General features: G+C 49.7%; 23 protein-coding genes. All 23 read left to right on the top strand.

The window, feature by feature from the left end; all coding sequences use genetic code 11:
- Nucleotides 1-42 precede the first annotated feature (42 nt).
- A complete protein-coding gene (gene spoIIM, locus T458_RS31715) occupies nucleotides 43-669 on the top strand; it encodes a stage II sporulation protein M (RefSeq protein ID WP_023554515.1) in 627 nt (208 codons plus the stop codon).
- Between the two features lie 94 nt (nucleotides 670-763).
- A complete protein-coding gene (locus T458_RS31710) occupies nucleotides 764-1,228 on the top strand; it encodes a ferric iron uptake transcriptional regulator (protein WP_023554514.1) in 465 nt (154 codons plus the stop codon).
- Nucleotides 1,229-1,406: 178 nt separating this feature from the next.
- Complete coding sequence (locus T458_RS31705) at nucleotides 1,407-1,646, top strand: DUF4227 family protein (protein WP_023554513.1); 240 nt, start codon at nucleotides 1,407-1,409, stop codon at nucleotides 1,644-1,646.
- 87 nt (nucleotides 1,647-1,733) lie between these two features.
- Nucleotides 1,734-2,621, top strand: coding sequence for a site-specific tyrosine recombinase XerD (gene xerD, locus T458_RS31700; protein WP_023554512.1), 888 nt, complete (start codon nucleotides 1,734-1,736; stop codon nucleotides 2,619-2,621).
- Nucleotides 2,622-2,743: 122 nt separating this feature from the next.
- Nucleotides 2,744-3,916: a phosphopentomutase gene (gene deoB / locus T458_RS31695; RefSeq protein WP_023554511.1), complete on the top strand. Its 1,173-nt coding sequence runs from the start codon at nucleotides 2,744-2,746 to the stop codon at nucleotides 3,914-3,916.
- Between the two features lie 44 nt (nucleotides 3,917-3,960).
- Nucleotides 3,961-4,770 (top strand): purine-nucleoside phosphorylase, encoded by an 810-nt coding sequence (locus T458_RS31690; protein WP_023554510.1) that lies wholly within the window; start codon nucleotides 3,961-3,963, stop codon nucleotides 4,768-4,770.
- 22 nt (nucleotides 4,771-4,792) lie between these two features.
- A complete protein-coding gene (locus tag T458_RS31685; protein ID WP_023554509.1) occupies nucleotides 4,793-6,097 on the top strand; it encodes a pyrimidine-nucleoside phosphorylase in 1,305 nt (434 codons plus the stop codon).
- A gap of 312 nt (nucleotides 6,098-6,409) precedes the next feature.
- Nucleotides 6,410-6,880: an Lrp/AsnC family transcriptional regulator gene (locus T458_RS31680; protein ID WP_023554508.1), complete on the top strand. Its 471-nt coding sequence runs from the start codon at nucleotides 6,410-6,412 to the stop codon at nucleotides 6,878-6,880.
- A gap of 114 nt (nucleotides 6,881-6,994) precedes the next feature.
- Nucleotides 6,995-8,653 carry a peptide ABC transporter substrate-binding protein gene (locus T458_RS31675; protein WP_023554507.1) on the top strand — a complete coding sequence of 553 codons (1,659 nt, stop codon included), beginning with the start codon at nucleotides 6,995-6,997 and terminating at the stop codon, nucleotides 8,651-8,653.
- 311 nt (nucleotides 8,654-8,964) lie between these two features.
- The gene (locus T458_RS31670) at nucleotides 8,965-9,897 is read left to right on the top strand and encodes an ABC transporter permease (RefSeq protein ID WP_023554506.1); all 933 of its coding nucleotides are present in this window, start codon (nucleotides 8,965-8,967) and stop codon (nucleotides 9,895-9,897) included.
- Nucleotides 9,898-9,900: 3 nt separating this feature from the next.
- The gene (locus tag T458_RS31665) at nucleotides 9,901-10,818 is read left to right on the top strand and encodes an ABC transporter permease (RefSeq protein WP_023554505.1); all 918 of its coding nucleotides are present in this window, start codon (nucleotides 9,901-9,903) and stop codon (nucleotides 10,816-10,818) included.
- A 14-nt stretch (nucleotides 10,819-10,832) separates the two neighbouring features.
- Nucleotides 10,833-11,828, top strand: a complete 996-nt coding sequence (locus T458_RS31660; RefSeq protein WP_023554504.1) for an ABC transporter ATP-binding protein — start codon at nucleotides 10,833-10,835, stop codon at nucleotides 11,826-11,828.
- 16 nt (nucleotides 11,829-11,844) lie between these two features.
- Nucleotides 11,845-12,804: an ABC transporter ATP-binding protein gene (locus tag T458_RS31655; protein ID WP_023554503.1), complete on the top strand. Its 960-nt coding sequence runs from the start codon at nucleotides 11,845-11,847 to the stop codon at nucleotides 12,802-12,804.
- A 314-nt stretch (nucleotides 12,805-13,118) separates the two neighbouring features.
- Nucleotides 13,119-14,987, top strand: coding sequence for a methyl-accepting chemotaxis protein (locus T458_RS31650; protein WP_252989771.1), 1,869 nt, complete (start codon nucleotides 13,119-13,121; stop codon nucleotides 14,985-14,987).
- Between the two features lie 391 nt (nucleotides 14,988-15,378).
- On the top strand, nucleotides 15,379-16,554 hold the full coding sequence (locus T458_RS31645; protein WP_023554501.1) for a D-alanyl-D-alanine carboxypeptidase family protein: 1,176 nt from the start codon (nucleotides 15,379-15,381) through the stop codon (nucleotides 16,552-16,554).
- A 156-nt stretch (nucleotides 16,555-16,710) separates the two neighbouring features.
- On the top strand, nucleotides 16,711-17,061 hold the full coding sequence (spoIIAA, locus tag T458_RS31640; protein WP_023554500.1) for an anti-sigma F factor antagonist: 351 nt from the start codon (nucleotides 16,711-16,713) through the stop codon (nucleotides 17,059-17,061).
- Nucleotides 17,061-17,510, top strand: a complete 450-nt coding sequence (gene spoIIAB / locus T458_RS31635) for an anti-sigma F factor (protein WP_023554499.1) — start codon at nucleotides 17,061-17,063, stop codon at nucleotides 17,508-17,510. Before spoIIAA ends, spoIIAB begins: the two co-directional genes overlap by 1 nt.
- 11 nt (nucleotides 17,511-17,521) lie before the next feature.
- A complete protein-coding gene (sigF, locus tag T458_RS31630; protein ID WP_023554498.1) occupies nucleotides 17,522-18,277 on the top strand; it encodes an RNA polymerase sporulation sigma factor SigF in 756 nt (251 codons plus the stop codon).
- Between the two features lie 414 nt (nucleotides 18,278-18,691).
- Nucleotides 18,692-19,306: a stage V sporulation protein AA gene (locus T458_RS31625; RefSeq protein ID WP_023554496.1), complete on the top strand. Its 615-nt coding sequence runs from the start codon at nucleotides 18,692-18,694 to the stop codon at nucleotides 19,304-19,306.
- Nucleotides 19,306-19,722: a stage V sporulation protein AB gene (locus T458_RS31620; RefSeq protein ID WP_427329378.1), complete on the top strand. Its 417-nt coding sequence runs from the start codon at nucleotides 19,306-19,308 to the stop codon at nucleotides 19,720-19,722. Before T458_RS31625 ends, T458_RS31620 begins: the two co-directional genes overlap by 1 nt.
- A 98-nt stretch (nucleotides 19,723-19,820) precedes the next feature.
- Nucleotides 19,821-20,306: a stage V sporulation protein AC gene (gene spoVAC, locus T458_RS31615; RefSeq protein ID WP_023554494.1), complete on the top strand. Its 486-nt coding sequence runs from the start codon at nucleotides 19,821-19,823 to the stop codon at nucleotides 20,304-20,306.
- 12 nt (nucleotides 20,307-20,318) lie between these two features.
- Entirely contained in the window at nucleotides 20,319-21,344 is a 1,026-nt protein-coding gene (spoVAD, locus tag T458_RS31610; protein ID WP_023554493.1) for a stage V sporulation protein AD, read from the top strand.
- Nucleotides 21,344-21,694 (top strand): stage V sporulation protein AE, encoded by a 351-nt coding sequence (spoVAE, locus tag T458_RS31605; RefSeq protein ID WP_023554492.1) that lies wholly within the window; start codon nucleotides 21,344-21,346, stop codon nucleotides 21,692-21,694. The genes spoVAD and spoVAE overlap by 1 nt, the downstream gene beginning before the upstream one ends.
- Nucleotides 21,695-21,721 lie beyond the last annotated feature (27 nt).

Below are 21,721 nucleotides of genomic sequence, written 5' to 3'. Positions count from 1 at the left end.
CATAAGTTGTACAGTAATCAGCGAAGCGGGAGGGGACCCAACTTGCGTACACGTATCGGACAAACCATCCAAAGCTATGCCAAAGAGCATCAGTCGCTCTATTGGTTCACGATAGTCCTGTTTGCCATGGGGATTATTTTCGGGGCTGTGCTCGTGCAATCATTGCCTCTTTCGCAGAAGCAGGAGCTGCTTGGTTTTTTGCAGTACTTTTTTCATCATCTGGGCCAGCAGGGCATACCCGCATCTCGGCCTCATTTTCAGGAGTCATTCGGCCATTACGCCAAGACGGTCGGAATCATGTGGGTGCTGGGACTCTCCATCATCGGACTGCCGATGATCCTTCTGATATTGTTTTTAAAAGGGGTTGTCGTAGGGTTTACCGTCGGCTTCCTCGTCAGCCAGATGCAGTGGGAAGGACTCAGATTTGCGATGATGGGGGTATTGCCGCAAAATCTGCTGGTCGTCCCGGCGCTGTTTATTGTAGGCGTCAGCGGAATCTCCTTCTCACTGCGTCTGATCAAAACAAGGCTGGTGAGCAAGCGGGACGGTATCATGCCGCATTTTGTGGGCTACACGGTACTGGTGATCGCCATGCTTGCTGTGCTGATGATCGCTTCCCTGTTTGAGACGTTTGTTTCGCCCCGGCTGATGCAGCTTGTGCTTAATTAAGAATGATTATCAGATAAGAACTTATGTATTTGACTTACTCTATACCCCTCTACTATAATAGGAGCAGGTTTCAAGCGAGCGGGGAGGGGCACTAATGTTGGAAGAAAAGTTAGAAAAAATAAAGCAACAACTTCATGCACAAAACTACAAGTTGACGCCACAACGTGAAGCCACTGTTCGCGTTTTATTAGAAAATGAAGAAGATCATCTCAGCGCAGAGGATGTTTATCTGCTGGTCAAGGATAAAGCGCCTGAAATCGGGCTGGCCACGGTGTATCGGACCTTGGAGCTGTTGAGTGAATTGAAAATCCTTCACAAAATGAATTTCGGCGACGGTGTATCTCGCTATGATCTGCGCGATGACAATGCCGCCTATCATCACCATCACTTGATCTGTCTTCACTGCGGAACCGTGGACGAAATTTTTGAAGACCTGCTCGTCTCTGCAGAAGAAAAAGTCAAGAATGTTTACAACTTTTACATTACCGATCACCGCTTGACTTTTTATGGGATCTGCAGCCGTTGCATTGATAAAGTAAATGTGGAAGATTTCAAATAAGCAAACTTCTCTTTGTCGGAGAAGTTTTTTCTTTTTCGGTTATGGGCAGCGTTAGCCTGTGGCAACCTAAAGCAGGATGTGGAATTTCTGGATGGCGGATACAACGAGATCAGCCCTGTCATGGACGATGGGACAAAAGCATATAGTGGAAGGAAACGCGAGGAGAGGAGATGCCCGGATGCGAGTGTCGTACCGTCGCCTCATGGAGGTACTTCGTTTCCTGCTTCTGTTTGTCACTTGCACGCTTTTGTCGTATGGTATTATTAGCTTTTTATCCCATGCCTTTCTTCCGTCCAATCCGTATCACGTTCCAGACGGGGAAGCCGTCAAAGTGGTCAAACTGATTCATTCGTCCGAGCCGCAGGATTGGGAGGGCTATCTGACCAGGCTTCAGCTTTTTTATGTTACGGGTGAATAAGTGTAGATTTTTCGCTGGAAAAGGAGGATTTTTTTTATCCACGTGGAATGCAATACGAGATACTTAACATCCGAAGGGGACGGCTTCATGGACAGTCTGATCGATCAATTTATCCATTTCCTGGCTGTAGAGAAGGGGCTTTCTCCCAACACCTTGGAATCCTATCAGCGGGATATGGTGGCCTATACCTCCTATTTGCAGGAACAAGGCGTGGTGCGAATCGAGGATTCAGCGCGAACGCATATCCTCGGATATCTGCTGCTCCTGCGGGAAAAGGGGCGGGCTACTGCCACCTTGTCACGGAATATGGCTTCGATTCGCGCTTTTTATCAGTTCCTGGTACGGGACAAGTACCTGGACATGGATCCTTCCATCCATCTGGAGACTCCCAAAATCGAGAAACGCCTTCCGAAAGTTCTTTCGATCGAAGAAGTGGAGCGTTTGCTGGAGAGTCCACCGGTCAATCATCCGGCAGGACTTCGCGACAAGGCCATGCTGGAGCTGTTGTACGCGACCGGGATTCGCGTCTCGGAACTGGTGAGTCTAGATGTCGCAGATGTCAATCTGGAGATGGGCTTTGTCAAATGCATGGGGAAAGGCTCCAAAGAGAGAATTATACCGCTCGGATCAGTAGCGATTCAGATGGTCCGCAACTACATGATGACTGGACGGCCGAAGCTGATCAAAGGCAAGGATGAGACCGGACTGTTTCTGAACCATCTGGGCAAGCAGATTACCCGGCAGGGCTTTTGGAAAATCATCAAGCGGTACGCATTGAAGGCAAATATTCGCACGGAGATCACGCCGCATACCCTGCGGCACTCCTTTGCTACCCATTTGCTGGAGAACGGTGCGGATTTGCGGTCGGTTCAAGAAATGCTCGGTCACGCGGATATTTCAACAACCCAGATCTATACCCATGTTACCCGCACCCGGATCAAGGATATCTATGCCAAAACGCATCCACGAGCGTAAAAACATCATCTGAATTCCTTTACTCCGTCGCATTCCGGACGGAGCCAACTTTTACACAGCAGGTCAGACGTCTGACGACCTAAGCGGGCAGACAATCCTTTTTTGACTAGGAGGCGTTACAATTGCGTTTTTCTCGCGTGTTTTTAATCGTGATGGACAGTGTGGGTATCGGCGAACTGCCGGATGCTCCACGGTTTCGGGATGAAGGCGCCCACACGCTCGGACATATTGCGCAGCGCGTGGAGGGCTTTCGGATGCCCAATCTGGAAAAATTGGGCCTGGCGAATATCGCGCCGCTGCACAACATGCCTGCCGTAGCCAATCCGCAGGCGCATTACGGCAAGATGCAGGAAATCTCCATGGGCAAGGACACGACTACAGGACATTGGGAAATCATGGGGCTGCATGTAGCGGTTCCATTCAATACGTATCCGGACGGATTTCCAGCGGAGCTGATCGCAGAGTTCGAGGAGCGGATCGGACGCAAGGTTCTTGGCAACAAAGTTGCCTCCGGGACCGACATTCTGGACGAACTGGGCGAAGAACACATGGAGACCGGCAATGTCATCGTCTACACCTCTGCGGACAGCGTATTTCAGATCGCTGCTCACGAGGAGGTCATTCCGTTAGAGGAGTTGTACCGGATTTGCGAGGTAGCCCGAGAATTGACATTGCGTGACGAGTATGCCGTCACACGGGTTATCGCCAGACCGTTTGTCGGGAAGCCGGGCAGCTTCACCCGTACCTCCAACCGCCATGACTACTCGGTCAAACCATTTGCCCCAACCGTCATGAACCGATTGCAAGATGCAGGCCTCGCTTCCATCGCAATCGGCAAAATCAGCGATATCTACGCAGATGAGGGAGTTACCCGGGCCATTCGCACGAAGGACAACATGGATGGGGTCGACCAAATGCTGGCGACCATGAAAGAGGAGTTTACTGGTCTCAGCTTTGTGAATCTCGTCGACTTCGATGCAAAATACGGCCATCGCCGTGATCCGCAGGGCTATGGGCAGGCCTTGATGGAATTTGATGCCCGTGTACCCGAGCTTTTGTCTGCCTTGCAGGAGAATGACCTGTTGATCATTACGGCGGATCACGGGAATGATCCGACGCATCATGGAACGGACCACACCCGTGAGTATGTGCCGCTTCTTGTCTACCACAAGCAGATGGATGCGGGAAGCGACTTGGGCATCCGGCAAACCTTCGCAGATGTCGGTGCGACGATTGCAGACAACTTCGGCGTCGAAGCTCCTGCCATCGGGGAAAGCTTTTTGAAAAAGATCTAGATCGTATTATTCTGCAGACATAATAAAGAAGAGGAGTGTTTCACTTGGCAAATGTTCAGGATGCAGTCGCGTATATTCAACCGAAGGTAACGGAAAAACCAACCATTGGTTTGGTACTGGGCTCCGGCTTGGGAGTATTGGCAGATGAAATCGAAAATCCGGTCGTCATCCCCTACGATGAGATTCCCGGGTTTACCAAGTCGACAGTCGCAGGGCACAAAGGCCAACTGGTGATTGGGAAGCTGCAAGGCAAGCAGGTCGTCGCGATGCAAGGACGTTTCCACTTTTACGAAGGCCATGACTTGGATGCGGTTGTATTTCCGATCCGCGTCATGAAGTTCTTGGGTGTAGAGACCATGGTCATCACCAACGCGGCTGGCGGCATCAACGAGAGCTATGGGGAAGGCAACCTGATGCTGATTGCTGACCACATCAACCTGACTGCGCGCAATCCGTTGATCGGGCCAAATGACGAGACAATGGGAACTCGTTTTCCCGATATGTCAGAAGCCTATTCCAAAGAACTGCGCCAGCTTGCGAAGAACGTGGCAGCCGAGTTGGGCATCAACCTGCAAGAGGGTGTCTACGTAGGTCTCTTGGGACCAAGCTATGAGACTCCGGCGGAAATTCGCATGCTGCGTACTTTGGGAGCAGATGCGGTCGGGATGTCGACCGTTCCGGAAGTAATCGTCGCCCGCCACATGAATGTAAAAGTTCTGGGGATCTCCTGCATCAGCAACATGGCTGCTGGAATTCTGGAACAGCCGCTGTCGCATGAAGAGGTTATGGCGACAACAGAGCGCGTGAAGGCGCAGTTCCTGTCGCTCGTGCAAGGAGTTATTGCGAAGCTGTAAGGAAGAGCGGAGGGATATACCCATGCGTATGGTGGATATCATTGCCAAGAAAAGGGATGGCGGAGAACTGTCGACAGAAGAGATTCGTTTCCTCGTCACGGGTTACACGGACGGAAGCATTCCGGATTACCAGATGTCCGCTTGGGCGATGGCGGTCCTGTTTCGCGGCATGACAGCTCGGGAGACGGGAGATTTGACATTGGCGATGGCGGGTTCCGGGGAGCAGCTTGATCTGAGCTCGCTTCCCGGAATGAAGGTTGACAAGCACAGCACAGGCGGAGTGGGGGACAAGATTACTTTGGTCGTCGCCCCGCTGGTCGCTGCTGCAGGGATACCCGTCGCCAAAATGTCAGGCAGAGGCCTGGGCTATTCAGGCGGGACAATCGACAAGCTGGAATCCTTCACGGGTTTTCAAGTGGAACGCTCACGGGAGCAATTTTTACAGCAGGTTCGCGACATTGGCGTCTCGGTCATCGGTCAATCCGGCAATCTCACGCCTGCTGACAAGAAGCTCTACGCCCTGCGTGACGTCACGGCGACAGTAGAAGCGGTGCCATTGATCGCGAGCTCCATCATGTCCAAAAAAATTGCGGCAGGCGCGGACGCGATCCTGCTCGACGTAAAAGTAGGCAAGGGAGCTTTCATGAAGAGCTTGGAGCAGGCGGAGACACTTGCCCGCGCGATGGTGGAGATCGGCAGCCAGGTGGGACGTAAAACGGTGGCGGTCATCAGCGACATGAACCAGCCGCTTGGCTTCGCTGTGGGCAATGCCCTGGAAGTCAAGGAAGCGATCGAAACCCTGGCAGGCAAAGGTCCCGAAGATCTGACAGAACTGGCTCTGGCGATCGGCTCGCGGATGCTTGTGCTTGGGGGCCTTGTCTCCTCTGTAGAAGAAGGACGCCAGAAGCTTCTAGAAATCATAGCTTCCGGCAAGGCTGTTGACAAACTGGCAGAGATGGTAGAAGCGCAAGGTGGAGTCAAAGACGAGGTATACAGCCCGGAAAAGCTTCCGCAGGCGCAGATTTTGCATGCCATCCTAGCCAAAGAGGACGGCTATGTCGCAGAGATTGATGCAGAGGCGATCGGCCATGCTTCTGTCGTGCTGGGCGCAGGCAGACAGACGAAAGACATGCCGATTGACCTGGCTGTAGGGATTGTCCTGCACAAAAAGCGCGGAGATCAAGTGACGGCGGGGGAGCCTTTGGCTACAATTCACGCCAATCAGGAGACGCTGTTGAGAAGCGCCCTGGAAGCGATGCAAGATGCCTTTTTGATCGCGCAGCAGCCGCCTGAGAAGCAAGCGTTGATCTATAAAATTGTGGAGTAACCACAGAGGTTTTCAAATAAATGAGGGGATTTCTTCGGAAATCCCTCTCATTTGGCATCGGTTGGAAGTATTTTTTCGGAAAAAATATATTGATCAAAATTGGTTTTTCATATTCAATAGAAGTATACTTTTGAGCAGTTTTATAAAATTTTTTTTATTGTTAGGATGCTCTTTATAATATTTTATTATTCTACTTGTCAAATTTCGTTGACACCGCTATCATTTCCGATTACTTTTATTGTAACAAACGAATATGAAAGTTTTTTTCGAATTTCGTAAAAAAAGGATGGAGGTTCTTAAAAATTCGTATCTATGAAAAAGCTGGACCATGTTGACAAGCAGATCCTGCAGATCCTCCAGGAAGATGGCCGCATTCCTTACACTGAAATTGCCCATCAGCTTGGGGTAAGTGAAGGTACGATACGAGCCAGAATCACCCGCCTATTGCAAGACGGTGTTTTTCAGTTCATTATTCATCCAGACCCCGAAAAGTTAGGCTTACACGTGCAGGCAATCATCGGGTTAACCACCAGGCTTGGATCGCAGATAAAAGTTGCTGAAGAGTTGAGCAAATTTTCTGCCGTCCGGTTTGTGGGCTCTTTTAGCGGTAAGCACGACTTGATCATCCAAGCGTGTTTCCATAGCAATGATGAGCTTATCACGTTCGTCAACGAGCGACTCTCTCAAATTGAAGGAATTGTGTCTGCTGATGTTTCACTCGAACTCAAGCAGTACAAGGATTCCTTCTCTTTCGTTCAGGATGACGATGTGACATTGCAATGAAAGGGGTTGATGCCTCCAGGCTGAAGTCACGCTTGTTTCGCGTATTGTTCTTTTTTTCGTTCGCTGTTTTCTGAAAAGAGACAAATAAAGAAAAACGTACTGGGGGTAATTGTGTTGAAAAAGAGCGTATTTGCAGTAGTAAGTTCATTGGCAGTATTGGGAACGGCATTGGCTGGTTGCTCAGGTGGACAACAAACAGCTACACCGCCTGCGCAGCAGCCGGCAGGGAATACAGGTACAACGACAGAGACACCAGCGCCTGCGGCAGAAGCGAAGCCACAAGTACTGCGTTTTAACCTCCACTCCGAGCCGCCGACGGCTGACCCGGGTCTCGCTGAGGATACCACATCCGGAGCGATCATTCTGGCAACCTTCGATGGTCTGACAAGGATCGTAAAAGACAAACCAGAAGTGGCAGCTGCTGAGAGCTACACTGTATCTGACGACCTGCTTACTTACACATTCAAGATCCGTGATCACAAATGGAGCAATGGCGACCCTGTTACTGCACATGACTTTGAATTTGCATGGAAGCGTGTCTTGGATCCAAAAACAGCTTCCAACTATGCATATCAACTGTACTATTTGAAAAATGCAGAAAAAGCGAACAAAGGCGAAGCAAAGCTTGACGAAGTTGGCGTGAAGGCACTCGACGACAAAACGCTGGAAGTGAAGCTGGAAAATCCAACTCCATTCTTCCTGGAGCTGCTCGCATTCCGTACCTACTTCCCAATCAACCAAAAAGTACATGAAGCCAATGAAAAATGGGCAGCTGAAGCAGCAACACACGTAGGTAACGGTCCGTTCAAAATGGAGCTGTGGGAGCACAAAAGCAAAATCACGCTGGTTAAGAACGAGAATTATTGGGACAAAGACAGCGTGAAGCTGGAAAAAATCGAATTCTCGATGGTAGAAGACGAAAATACAGAATTGTCCATGTTTGAAAATGGCGAGTTGGACTGGGCAGGTGCTCCGACAAGCGCCCTGCCGACAGATGCGATCCCTGCATTGAAAGATTCTGGCAAAATGACCACTCAGCCGATCGCTGGTACGTACTGGTACAAATTCAATACAGAAAAAGCGCCATTCAACAACGTGAAGATCCGGAAAGCCTTCACTTATTCGATCGATCGCGTATCGTTGATCGACAATATCCTTCAAGCGGGCCAACTCCCTGCGACTGGAGCAGTTCCTCCATCCATGGCGTTGAACAAAGACGGATACTTCAAAGACAACGATCTCGAGACAGCGAAAAAACTTCTCGAGGAAGGTATGCAAGAGCTGGGAATCACCAGCCTGCCGCCGATCACCTTGTCTTACAATACTTCGGAAGGCCACAAAAAAATTGCCGAAGCGATTCAAGACCAATGGAAGAAAAATCTTGGCGTAGAAGTAAAGCTGGAGAACAAAGAGTGGAAAGTTTACCTCGAAGACATGCACGAAGGGAACTTCCAAATCGGTCGTATGGGATGGCTGGGTGACTTCAACGACCCAATCAACTTCCTCGAGCTGTACAAGGATAAATACGGCGGAAACAACGATACTCGCTGGGAGCATCCGAAGTTCAAGGAACTCCTGAACCAGTCTGCACTGGAAATGGATATGGACAAGCGCAAAAAGATTCTGGCAGATGCAGAGCAAGTGCTCATGGATGAAATGCCGATCGCGCCAATCTACTTCTATACACAAAGCTGGGTGCAAAACGAAAGCGTCAAAGGCGTACAAATTACTGGCCTTGGCGACGTAGACTGGAAATGGGCTTACGTTGAGTAATTGATACAAAGGAATTGAGTTTGGCGAGGATAAGGTATATGGCCTTCCATATACCTTATCTTATGCCGACTCTTCCGATAGAGAATGGGCTAATAAGCCAAATAGAGAGAGAAAGCTTTTCGCAAGAGTTCATTTACGGGTTATTTACACAGCCGATTTTTGCACTGTGTCCATAAACGTCCGCAGTGTAAAGATGGGACGTGAAAGCATACAAAACGGCTGAGATCGTTTTGTGACCGCAAGCGGTCAGGTTTACTTTTATGAAAAACATCTCGACGTTTTTCACAGAAACCGTTAAGGGGGTAAGTTAGTTGATCCGTTATCTTGGTAAGCGTATCATCTTTATGCTCATTTCGCTTTTTCTGATCGTAACGGCCACCTTCTTTATTATGCAGGCAGTACCGGGCGGCCCATTTACATCAGAGAAAAATGTTCCTGAGGAAATTAAAAAAGCACTTGAGGCGAAATACAAGCTTGACCTGCCGCTGCATGAACAGTATCTGAACTATCTGAAAGGGGTAATTACCTGGGATCTGGGGCCTTCCTTTACAGAGAAATCCTCAACTGTTAATCAAATGATTAATCGAGGTTTCCCGGTATCGGCGCACTTGGGGCTTCAAGCGCTCATTATAGCCATTTTCGGCGGAATTATCCTCGGGGTCATAGCGGCGCTCAAACATAATAAATGGCAAGATTACACGGCGATGGTCATAGCAGTTCTCGGCTTATCCGTTCCCGGCTTTATCTTGGCATCATTCCTTCAGTATTTCTTCGCGATTCAATGGGGCCTCTTCCCGATTGCGAAATGGGAAGGCTTTTCCTATACAGTTCTTCCATCCTTGGCCTTGGCTGCATCACCATTGGCGTTTATCGCACGCTTGACTCGTTCCAACATGATTGAGGTACTGGGTCAAGACTACATCAAGACGGCGAAGGCAAAAGGTTTGCATACCGTAACCATTACCGTGAAACACGCGATCCGCAATGCTTTGTTGCCGGTCATTACTTACCTGGGCCCACTCGTTGCCAACATTTTGACAGGGGCATTTGTAATCGAGCGTATCTTCGGGGTTCCTGGTTTGGGACGCGAATTCGTACTCTCCATTACCAACCGTGACTATACAGTCATTATGGGTACGACGGTATTCTACTCGATCATTCTCGTTGTCATGATTCTGATCGTCGATATCGCGTACACCCTTGTAGACCCACGGATCAAGCTGGCAGACGCAGGAAGGGAGTAATGAATGATGCAATTGAGTAAAGAGCATTTTGAGCCAATTTCCGTTGACCTCCGTCAATCAGAAGCCATCAAGCGTCCTAGCCTTTCATTCTGGGCTGACGTATGGCGCCGCCTGAGAATGAACAAGGTTGCGATGGTTTCCATGATTTTCATTATTGCTTTGATTCTTTGCGCGATCTTCGTGCCAATGATGACCAACAATGATTATTTTACGACGAATCTGGCAGGAAAGAACCAAAAACCCTCTGCTGAACACTGGTTTGGTACAGACGACCTCGGCCGCGATATTTTTGTCCGTATCTGGCATGGTGCGAGAATTTCCTTGGAAGTAGGGATTTTTGCCGCTTTGATCGACTTGATTATCGGCGTAATCTGGGGTGGAATTGCAGGATTTTATGGCGGCAAAGTGGATGAGATCATGATGCGTATCGCCGATATTTTGTTTGCCATTCCATATCTTCTCGTTGTTATTTTGCTCATGGTTGTGTTAGAACCAGGGGTGACGACCATTATTATCGCCTTGACCATCACGGGATGGATCGGGATGGCGCGGATCGTTCGCGGGCAGATCTTGCAGCTGAAATCACAGGAATTTGTCCTCGCGGCTCGTTCACTGGGTGCGAATAGCAGTCGTCTCATCTTCAAGCACTTGATTCCTAATGCTCTCGGTCCGATCATCGTTACCTTGAGCTTGACCGTGCCAAATGCGATTTTTGCGGAATCCTTCCTTTCCTTCATTGGTTTGGGGGTTGCAGCACCGATCGCTTCATGGGGCACGATGTCTTCTGAGGGCTTGCCGGCGATGAAGTACTTCCCATGGAGGTTGATGTTCCCGGCAGTGTTTATTTCGATTACGATCTTGGCATTCAACTTGTTCGGTGACGGTCTGCGCGACGCAGTAGACCCACGCCTGCGGAAATAGGAGGGAAGATCATAATGGAACGTATACTTGATGTCAAAGACCTGCATGTCTCCTTCCACACTTATGCGGGAGAAGTAAAAGCTGTTCGCGGTGTTAATTTTCACGTCAATCGCGGAGAAGCGGTTGCGATTGTAGGGGAGTCGGGCTGCGGTAAATCCGTTACGGCACAATCTCTGATGAAATTGATTCCGATGCCTCCGGGAGATATTAAAAAAGGAGAAATCCTTTTCAATGGCGAAAATCTTGTAAACAAATCAAATAAGGAAATGGAAGCGATCCGCGGGAAAGACATCGGGATGATTTTCCAGGACCCGATGACATCTCTCAATCCAACCATGACGATTGGGAACCAGATCACTGAGGGATTGATTAAACACCAGAACATGTCACGCACAGACGCTCGCAACCGGGCGATCGAGCTGCTCGAGCTGGTGGGAATCCCGCAACCCGAAAAGCGTATCGAACAGTATCCGCACGAATTTTCCGGTGGGATGCGGCAACGTGCCATGATCGCGATCGCGCTGGCTTGCTCGCCTAAGCTGTTGATTGCGGATGAGCCGACCACAGCCCTTGATGTGACGATTCAGGCTCAGATTTTGGATTTGATGAAAGACCTGCAGAAAAAAATGGGTACATCCATTATTCTGATTACGCATGATCTGGGTGTTGTCGCCGAAATGTGCGAACGCGTCATCGTCATGTACGCTGGTAAAGTCATTGAAACAGGGACGGTAGATGACATCTTCTACAACCCGCAACACCCGTATACCAAAGGATTGCTTCGTTCGGTGCCGCGTCTGGACCTGAATCGGGATGAGCCGTTGACACCGATCTTCGGTACACCGCCAGATCTCTTGCGTCCACCGACAGGATGCGGATTTACGGCTCGCTGCGAATCTGCGATGCGTGTATGTCAGGAGATGGATCCTGAATTGAACGACGTAAGTTCCACGCAGCGTACAGCTTGCTGGTTGCAGCATCCGCTAGCTCAGAACCGCTCAGGATCGTAAGAGGGAGGGTTATACAGTGGCAAATCAAGATACCTTAATTGAAGTACGCAATCTGAAAAAGTTTTTCACGATTGGCGAAAATACACTCAAAGCTGTGAATGACATCTCCTTTGAGATCAAACGCGGCGAGACTCTCGGTGTGGTAGGGGAGTCCGGTTGTGGCAAATCGACAGCAGGACGTACGCTTCTGCGCTTGTACGATGCTACCGACGGGGATGTCTTGTTCGAAGGCAAAAGCATCATGAAATTGAACAACCAGGAAATGAAGGCGATGCGCCGCAACATGCAGATGATCTTCCAGGATCCGTACGCTTCTTTGAACCCGCGGATGACAGTAGGAGACATCATCGGTGAAGCGCTTGATATCCATGGTCTGGCTACCGGACAAAAGCGCAAAGAGCGCATTCAAGAGCTTCTCTCCCTGGTTAGCCTGAATCCGGAGCATATGAACCGGTTCCCGCATGAGTTTTCCGGTGGTCAACGCCAGCGGATCGGGATTGCCCGCGCGTTGGCTGTAGAACCGAAGTTTATCGTCTGTGACGAGCCGATCTCTGCACTGGATGTATCGGTTCAAGCACAGGTAGTCAACCTGCTTGAACAGCTCCAGGAGAAAATGGGCCTGACCTATATGTTTATTGCCCACGATCTGTCGATGGTGAAATACATCTCCGACCGTGTAGCGGTCATGTATCTCGGCAAAATGGTCGAGCTGGCAGACAGTGAAGCGCTGTATGAAAAACCTCTCCATCCGTACACGCAAGCCTTGCTGTCGGCCATTCCGATTCCAGACCCGGAAGTGGAGCGCAATCGCGAGCGAATCGTGTTGCAGGGAGATGTACCGAGCCCGATGAATCCGCCAAGCGGCTGTCATTTCCGTACACGCTGCCCGAAAGCAATGCCAGAATGCGCTGCAAAAGAGCCAGTCTGGAAGGAAATCGAAAAAGGACATTTTGCGGCCTGCCATTTATACAACTAAGAGACAAATACATGGTGCGGGTTTCCAGTACAGCTCTGACTGGGAACCCGTTTTTTTACCACTACTTTCAGCAAAATATGGGATTACTTAGTGAGGGAGCAGAGAACATGAACCTATTCCGCTTTCAGAATAAAAATAAGAATTTCGTATCTTCCAAAGCAAGGAATCATGACAAGTCTTCCCTATTCGCTCAGACAACAAGTCGTTTCAAAGGTTCCATCGCGAAAAAAATGATGTTATTCGGTCTTATCCTTGTTCTCATCATTCTTGGAGCTATGAACTACATAGCGATTTCATTATCGAAATCTACTTTAATGAACATTACCTCTAATCAATCCATCATGCTGGCAGAGCAGCACGCCCAGAGCATGAATGATTGGATCAATTCGATTCGGATCTCAGCAAAACAGACAGCTGCCAAGCGAATCATGCTGACCGAGATGGAGCCGCTTATCTTGGAGCAATTCCGTCTGTTGGTACAAGAGCACAAAGAGATTAGCAAAATCTATCTGATCGATGTCAGTACCGGGAAAATGCTGTACTCCTTGACCGGGAAAACTGATTTTGATTTTAAGACGATGAAATACTTCCAGGATGCGGTCAACTCATCGGACGCCGTCATGTCCGACGAAGAGATTGTCAAAGGGATCAACAAAAGCTATTTATATGTGGCATCCAAAGTAGGAGAGCATAATAGCAGCGATTCGCGATTGTTGGTCGTCGGTTTCGATATGACCGAATTGATCGTCAAAGCGCAGGGAATATCGTTTATGAAAAACGGGCATGCCATGGTCATCCGCCCGGACGGCTTGGTTGTGGCTCATAAAAAACCAGAATTCAACAACGAATTGGTGCTGCAGGATCGTCCTGAATATGCTGATCTGATGGCAACAGCAAATCAACAGGTTAGCAACAGCTTGATTTATACGGATGAAGGAAAAGAATCCTTTGCAGCACTAGCTCCGATTCCGCTTTTGAACTGGAGCCTTGTGCTCACGACAGGTGTTGAAGAGGTGTACGGCGAGGTCGACACCATGGTTTGGTACTTTATCTTGTTTGCCATTCCGATTGTTGCCGTATCGATGTGGCTCATCTGGTGGTTTTCGAATCGCATCCGATCTTCCCTTTTCGCAGTCGCGCAGGATATGGATCGCATCGGTTCCGGTCATTTTGATGTGAACATCCAGGTGAAGGGCAATGACGAGTTGGCGATGGTCGGTTCGAAAATGAACGAGATGGCAGCGGAATTGCGCAAGCTGATCTCCCTGGTCCAGGGACAAGCTACCCAACTGAACGTGGCTACAGAGGAAATGACGCAATTCGCGGAGGACAATAAAGGCGCTATTCAGGTGATTACGAATAATATCTCCTCGATCGCACAGCGTGTTTCCCAGCAGACGGATGAGGTACAGGCTACGGCTCAGACTGTCTCGGAAATCTCACAAGGTGTACAGCAGGTTGCCATTGCTGCGGAATCGACCTCTGTTGCGACGACTCGGACGTTTGAGCGGGCTCAGGATGGCATGAAGCAGGTCGGTAATGTCATTGGCACGGTCCGGCAGGCCTCCAGTGAGGTAGAACGTACGGCCAAGCAAATGCACAGCCTGCGTGAACGAGCACGGGAAATAACAAGTATTGTCGAGATGATCAGCAGCATCGCTTCCCAGACGAATCTGCTGGCGCTCAATGCAGCGATTGAGGCTGCCAGAGCAGGAGACGCAGGGCGCGGTTTCTCTGTCGTCGCCACAGAGGTGCGGAAGCTGGCGGAGGAAAGCAACCTCTTTTCCGATAAAATTGCCGCCATCGCGCACTCGATCAATGACGAAGCCATGGAAATGAGCAAGCACATGGACGAGATCGTCAGCATGGTCGGCGAAGGCTTGCAGTCCGTAGAGTCCGTCGGTGTCTCCTTCCAGAATATCGTGGCCGACATCCAATCAGCAGCAGAGCAAAGCGAATCGATGACCGCGACTTCCGAAGAGATGGCCGCAGGCAACCAAGTCGTGACTGATTCCATCGAACGCCTGGCCGCCGTATCGGACGAAATCAAGGAGTCCATCAACGGAGTGGTGAAAACCGTGGATGAGCAGCTCCATTCGATCGCAAGGATCAACGAAAATGTGGAGCAATTGAAAAAGATGGCGGACGAACTGACAAATAATGTAAGTCGTTTTGTGATCTAGCATGGTCAACTATTAATGAAGAGTCCCTTCTGCAAAGTATTGCGGAAGGGATTTTTAATGTTACGGGGACCAAGAAGAGCTTGCTGAGGAAAAAGAGGAAAAAAGCGGAAGGCATTTGGGATCTTAACCGAGCCGGAACGGAGAAGGCGGAACACGTTTTTAGCGGACAACCTTGAGCCTCTTCTTCGAAGCGGCTGCTTTTGGCCGCGGTTCCGCCTTTGGAGTGGAGGCGGCCAGGAATGACCCCCAATGAAGATCCCAACCGGCCTGAGGTGTTTTCCTCTTTTTCCTTTCCACCACTACAGCATGGGAACAACCAAACAAAGAAGTTGTGAATATTTTCCTGTCCGGTTGGTGAGAATAAAACCATGAATGGAGGGAAGAGACTGTTATGAAACGGAAAGGGTATCTCGCTCTATGCATCATGATGTTGTTCACCATCTTTTCTCCTCAGGCTTTTGCAGCCAGTGAGAAGCCTGAACCCATGAATTTTGCGCCGAGTGCACGTTCTGCTGTTTTGATTGAAGCCGATACAGGGACCGTTCTATTTGAAAAGAATGCGCACGAGAAGCTGCCGCCTGCCAGCATCACCAAGGTGATGACCTTATTGCTCATCATGGAGGCGATCGAGCGCGGAGAGCTCAAGATGACCGACATGGTGCGGACAAGCGAACGCGCAGCTTCGATGGGAGGATCTCAAATCTTCTTGCAGCCCGGCGAGGAAATGACTGTCGAAGATATGGTCAAAGGAATTGCCATTGCATCCGGCAACGATGCTTCTGTCGCGATGGCGGAGCATCTGGAGGGTACGGAGGAAGCTTTCGTCAAACGGATGAACGAGCGGGCCAAGGAATTGGGCATGAAAAACACTCATTTTGTCAATTCCAATGGTCTTCCTGCAGAGAATCATTACGCCTCTGCCTATGATATTGCCATTATGTCCAAAGAGTTGTTAAAGCATGAACAGATCACCAAATTTACAGGAACGTATCAGGACTATTTACGAAAAGACTCTGAAAATCCGTTCTGGCTGGTCAATACCAATCGTCTCGTCCGCTTTTACCAAGGGGTGGACGGCTTGAAAACAGGCTATACCGGAGAAGCCAAATACTGCTTAACGGCGACAGCCAAGCGAAATAATATGCGCGTCATCTCCGTTGTCATGGGAGAGCCTGACGTGAAGACAAGAAACAACGATGTGACGACGATGTTTAATTACGCGTTCACGCATTACAAAGTCATGCCGATGTACAAAAAAGGAGAGACAGTCGATCAAATTACTGTAGACAAAGGCCAACAACCTCAGTTGAACATCGTAACACCGCATGCCGTCAGCCTGTTGATGAAAAAAGGGGAAGCAGCGGAAGACTTCCAAAAAGAGGTGGTCTTGAACAAAACGGTGAATGCGCCTGTTCAAAAGGATCAGGTAGTTGGCCATATATTTATTCGCTCCAAGGATGGCAATGAAGTAAGCCGCATCGACCTGTATCCGGAGCATGCAGTAAATGAGGCAGGCATGTGGGAGATTCTCAAGCGGACAACGAAGAAGGTGTTGCTTCGTTATTAAGCGGACGACATGACGACAGAAGCGCGAAAAGAATCGAGTTGCCTCGAATGAAGGATTGTGGCTGCTCGATTTTTTTGTTCTTTTGTCGCCTGGCAGGAATTGGTTAAAGAAGAGAAGAATGAGAGAAAGACTACGGGATGAAGGAGAGTGTCAGCTATGAGTTTGCGGATCGCGATGGAGACCCGACAAGATGTCTTGGTCGTCCGTTTGCAAGGAGAATTGGACCATCATACTGCGGAGGAATTGCGCAGCAAGATGGATGAAGCCCTACGTACCTCTTCGATTCGCCATATCGTGCTCAGCCTTGCCGATTTGGCGTTTATGGACAGTTCAGGAATTGGCGTGATCCTTGGCAGATACAAGCAGATTTCAGCCCGTTCGGGTGAAATGTACGTCTGCCGAGTCAATCCCACGATCTATCGGATTTTTGAGATGTCGGGATTGTTCAAGGTGATCAAGTTTCGTGAAAACGAGGCAGAAGCACTGCTGATCCTGGGGGTGGCGTAATGAAGGCGCAACGCAATTTTATGACGGTTTCGTTTGCTGCGGTAAGCCAGAATGAGGCATTTGCCCGCGTAGCAGTAGCTTCATTCATTTCACAATTGGATATCACGATGGATGAACTGGAAGAGATCAAAACAGTCGTTTCTGAAGCAGTAACAAACGCAATCATCCACGGATATGACGAAAATCCAGAGGGTGTGGTACATATTTCCGTGCAGATCAATGATGGGGTTGTCGACGTCGTTGTAGAAGACCAAGGTAAAGGAATTGAGGATGTAGAGCAGGCGATGCAGCCGCTGTACACAACGAAGCCGGAGCTGGAGCGCTCCGGGATGGGCTTTACCATTATGGAGAATTTCATGGACTCTTTGGAAGTGGCGACCGCTGTCGGCAAAGGAACGACTGTACGCCTGACCAAACGCCTGTCGTTTGCCAAAGCATTGCAAAATTAGGGGTAGTGCCAATGGGTGCCGATATTAAAAATGCGAGTCAACCATTTCTGACCAATGACCAAGTAAAAGACTTGATCGCCAAAAGCCAGGAGGGAGACAGCGACGCCCGCGAGCTTTTGGTGAACAGCAATATCAGACTGGTCTGGTCTGTCGTCCAGCGTTTTATCAACCGTGGGTACGAAGCAGATGATTTGTTTCAGATTGGCTGCATCGGCCTGTTGAAAGCCGTCGACAAGTTCGATCTTTCCTACGATGTGCGTTTCTCTACGTATGCTGTGCCGATGATTATCGGAGAAATCCAGCGCTTTCTGAGGGATGATGGCACCGTCAAGGTCAGTCGCTCGCTCAAGGAGACCGCCAACAAGGTTCGTCGTGCCAAGGATGAATTGTACAAGCAATTCGGACGTGCTCCGACGATTTCAGAGGTAGCCGAAGCGGTAGGGATAACTCCTGAGGATGTTGTGTTTGCCCAAGAAGCGAGCCGGACACCTTCTTCCATCCACGAAACCGTGTTCGAAAATGACGGAGATCCGATCACGCTCATCGATCAAATCGCAGATGAGGGCGTTAACAAATGGTTTGAGAAAATCGCATTGAAGGATGCGATCAGCAGACTGAGCGAACGGGAGCAGTTAATCGTGTACTTGCGGTATTACAAGGATCAAACCCAGTCAGAGGTCGCCGAGCGCCTGGGCATTTCCCAGGTGCAGGTCTCGAGGCTGGAGAAGCGCATCCTGCAGACGATCAAAGATCAAATTGAACACTGAAAAACATGAAGAGACACCGACAGCGATCATGCTGGTCTGGTGTCTTTTCTTGTATTTCATACCTAGAGAAACCTACAAAGATAGCAGCAGGGAGAGCAGACAAAGCTGGTTGTGGAAATCGGGGAAAAAGCGAAGGCGTTTTGGGATCTTGACCATGCCGGAACGGAAAAGGCGGAACACGCACTCAGCGGGCAACCTTGAATGACTTTTTCGAAGTCGGCTGCTTTTGGCCGCGGTTCCGCCTTTGGAGTGGGAGGCGGCCAGGAATGACCCCCAGCAAAGATCCCAACCCACTGGAGCGTTTCCCCGTTTTCCTCCCCCACCACTACAGCTCGTCGACCACTACTTGGTATTGGTTTAATAACCTGGCACATACTACAAACGTGAAAGAGATGCTGTACAGGAGGGGATCAGATGCATGACCCGTTGTATTTGCGCCTGCGCAAACGGTTGGCAGTAAAGCCGCAGTCTGTCATTACCTTGGGAGATATCTGCCAGCTATTCTGGGACGGCAAACGGGAGGAAGCAATTTCGCGAATTCCGATTTACAGGGTAAAGCCAGAGGATGGGAACTTGGTGATTATTGACATCATGCAAGTGATCGAAAGGCTTCGTTTTGCTTACCCCGAGGTCGAACTGGAGGTACAGGGGGCATCACAAATCATCGTAGAGGTTTTAAATCCACGCAAAAAAGCCAATCCCGTTCTGGTCACGTTAGTTTGGGTGCTTCTCTTTATCGGAGCGGGACTGGCTATCATGAACTTTCATACCGATGTGAGCATGCCGGAAGTGCATCGGCGAATTTTCTATTTGATTACCGGAGAGAAAAATCAGCACCCGCTCTGGCTGCAGATTCCTTATTCGATCGGGATCGGCTTGGGGATGATTCTGTTTTTCAACCATATCTTTCAGAAAAAAATCAACGAGGAGCCCAGCCCGCTGGAAGTAGAGCTGTTCATGTACCAGCAAAACCTCGATCAGTATTACATCGAGCATGAAAACAAGGAGAATCAACGGACGAAAACATGATGATCCTGGAGCTGCTGTTCGTGGTCGTAGTTGGATTGGGCTGGGGAATCGCAGTGGGAAGCGGTTTTGTCGCTTTTATTACCGTGCTGGACATCATCCCGAGGCTGACGCAACTGACCAATGCCCATCAGCATATTCGCAAGCTGGAGTGGGCATTGGTGAGTGGTGCCCTATTTTTTACCCTGATCGACTTTTTTCCCATCCAAGCTGCTCTCCCGATTTATGTTACCTCTCTCTATGGCTTGTTTGCCGGTATTTTCGTAGGTACCTTGGCTGCCGGTCTCACTGAAGCATTGAATGTCTTCCCGATCATCGCCAAACGCTTGCATATGGATTCAAGCCTGCTCTATTTGCTGATGGCAATGGTCTTGGGCAAAATCACTGGCTCTCTCTTGCAATGGATGCTTCATCTTTGATCTGGTAAATACCGCTATTCATAGGATGAGGGTTAACAGGAAGAATATAGATATGGTGTGTTTGGACCAAGGCAGGAATGGCAAAGGAGTGAACTGGCATGGCGACCAAAACAAAAACAAAACCAATCGGCTCTATGCAGATGACTAAACAGATGTACCAGCAGCAGGCGTCCAAGTACCAGCCAAAACGAAATGTCTTGTTGAATTGCTTTCGCGCATTCTGGGTTGGCGGTACGATCTGTCTTTTGGGACAAGCCCTGCAAAATATGTACATTCACTTTTTTGGCTTTACAGAGAAAACGGCAAGCAACCCCACAGTGGCAACGCTGATCTTCATCGCTGTATTGCTGACCGGCCTGGGGATATACGACAACATCGGCCAGTACGCCGGAGCGGGTTCAGCAGTCCCGGTAACTGGATTTGCCAATTCCATCGCATCGGCTGCCATTGAGCATCGCAGCGAAGGATTTGTGCTCGGGGTGGGCGGCAACATGTTTAAACTGGCAGGCTCAGTGATTGTCTTCGGTGTCGTTGCTGCCTTTCTCGCAGGCATTATCAAGAGCGTGCTCAAGATGATTTTCTGAGGAGGGCTTACGATGGATAGCAAGAAGCAAACAGCGCGGATCAGCCGTCAAACCTGGCACTTTGCAGAAGATGTTCGCGTGCAGGCTTCTGCTGTGTCGGTCGGCCCCAAAGAAGGAGAAGGACCATTGTCCTCCTACTTTGATCAGATCCATGATGATGTATATGTCGGCCAGCAAACCTGGGAGGATGCCGAGCGAAAGCTGATGGAGGATGCGGTCACCATTTTATTGCAAAAGGCATCCATAAAGGAGCAAGATGTGGATGTCATTTTGGCAGGGGATCTGCTGAATCAAAACATCACGACCAACTTTACTGCGGAGAAATTGGAAATTCCCTTAATGGGGATGTACGGCGCGTGTTCCACCTCCATGCTTACATTGGCTACAGCAGCAGCTCTTGTCAACGCGGGCTATGTGAAAAAAGCAATTGCGGCCTGCAGCAGCCACAATGCGACAGCTGAGAGACAATACCGCTACCCGACCGAGTACGGGGGCCAGAAACCGCCGAGTGCGCAATGGACGGTGACAGGAGCGGGTGCAGGATTGGTCGGAATTGGTGGAAAAGGGCCGCGCATTACATACGCCACCATGGGCAAAGTCACGGATATGGGCATTAAAGATCCATTTGACATGGGCTCGGCGATGGCCCCGGCAGCCGTTTCGACGATCCACTCTCATTTCCAGGATACAGGACGTACTCCAAAAGATTACGATTTGATTGTGACAGGGGATCTGGCCGCAGTGGGCTATCCCATCGTGAAAGAATTGATGTTGGCGCAAGGATATGCGATGGAGGATATGTACAATGACTGCGGGCTGATGATTTATTATCCCGAACAAGAGGTGTTCGCAGGGGGAAGCGGTTGTGCCAGCAGTGCGGTCGTTACCTACAGCTACATCATGGATCAAATAAATCGGGGACTGTTGAAGCGCGTTTTGGTCTGCGCAACGGGAGCGTTGCTCAGCCCGATCAGTTATCAGCAAGGAAATTCCATTCCCTGCATCGCGCACGCGGTTGCATTCGAAGGAGGAGCATGATGGAATACGTGATTGCTTTTGCCGTCGGCGGCTTGATTTGCGTCATCGGCCAATTATTGCTGGATGTAGGCAAGCTGACTCCCGCCCACGTGATGAGTACCTTGGTTGTTTCGGGGGTTGTCCTCGACTTTTTTGGTATCTATGACAAGCTGATTGACTTCGCCGGAGCAGGTGCTACCGTTCCGATCACCAGCTTTGGGCATTCACTCTATCACGGTGCGATCAGCGAGGCGCAGACACATGGCCTGATCGGGGTCGTTACCGGGATTTTTGAGGTGACGAGCGCTGGAATTTCGGCAGCGATTGCGTTTGGCTTTCTGGCCTCGCTCGTGTTCAAGCCGAAGGGATAAACGCGATGTAGCGAGGACGGTGATCCA

Source organism: Brevibacillus panacihumi W25 (assembly GCF_000503775.1).
GTDB lineage: Bacteria > Bacillota > Bacilli > Brevibacillales > Brevibacillaceae > Brevibacillus > Brevibacillus panacihumi_A.
The sequence above is the reverse complement of the archived record's forward strand: the minus strand, read 5'-3'. Positions and strand labels throughout refer to the sequence as shown.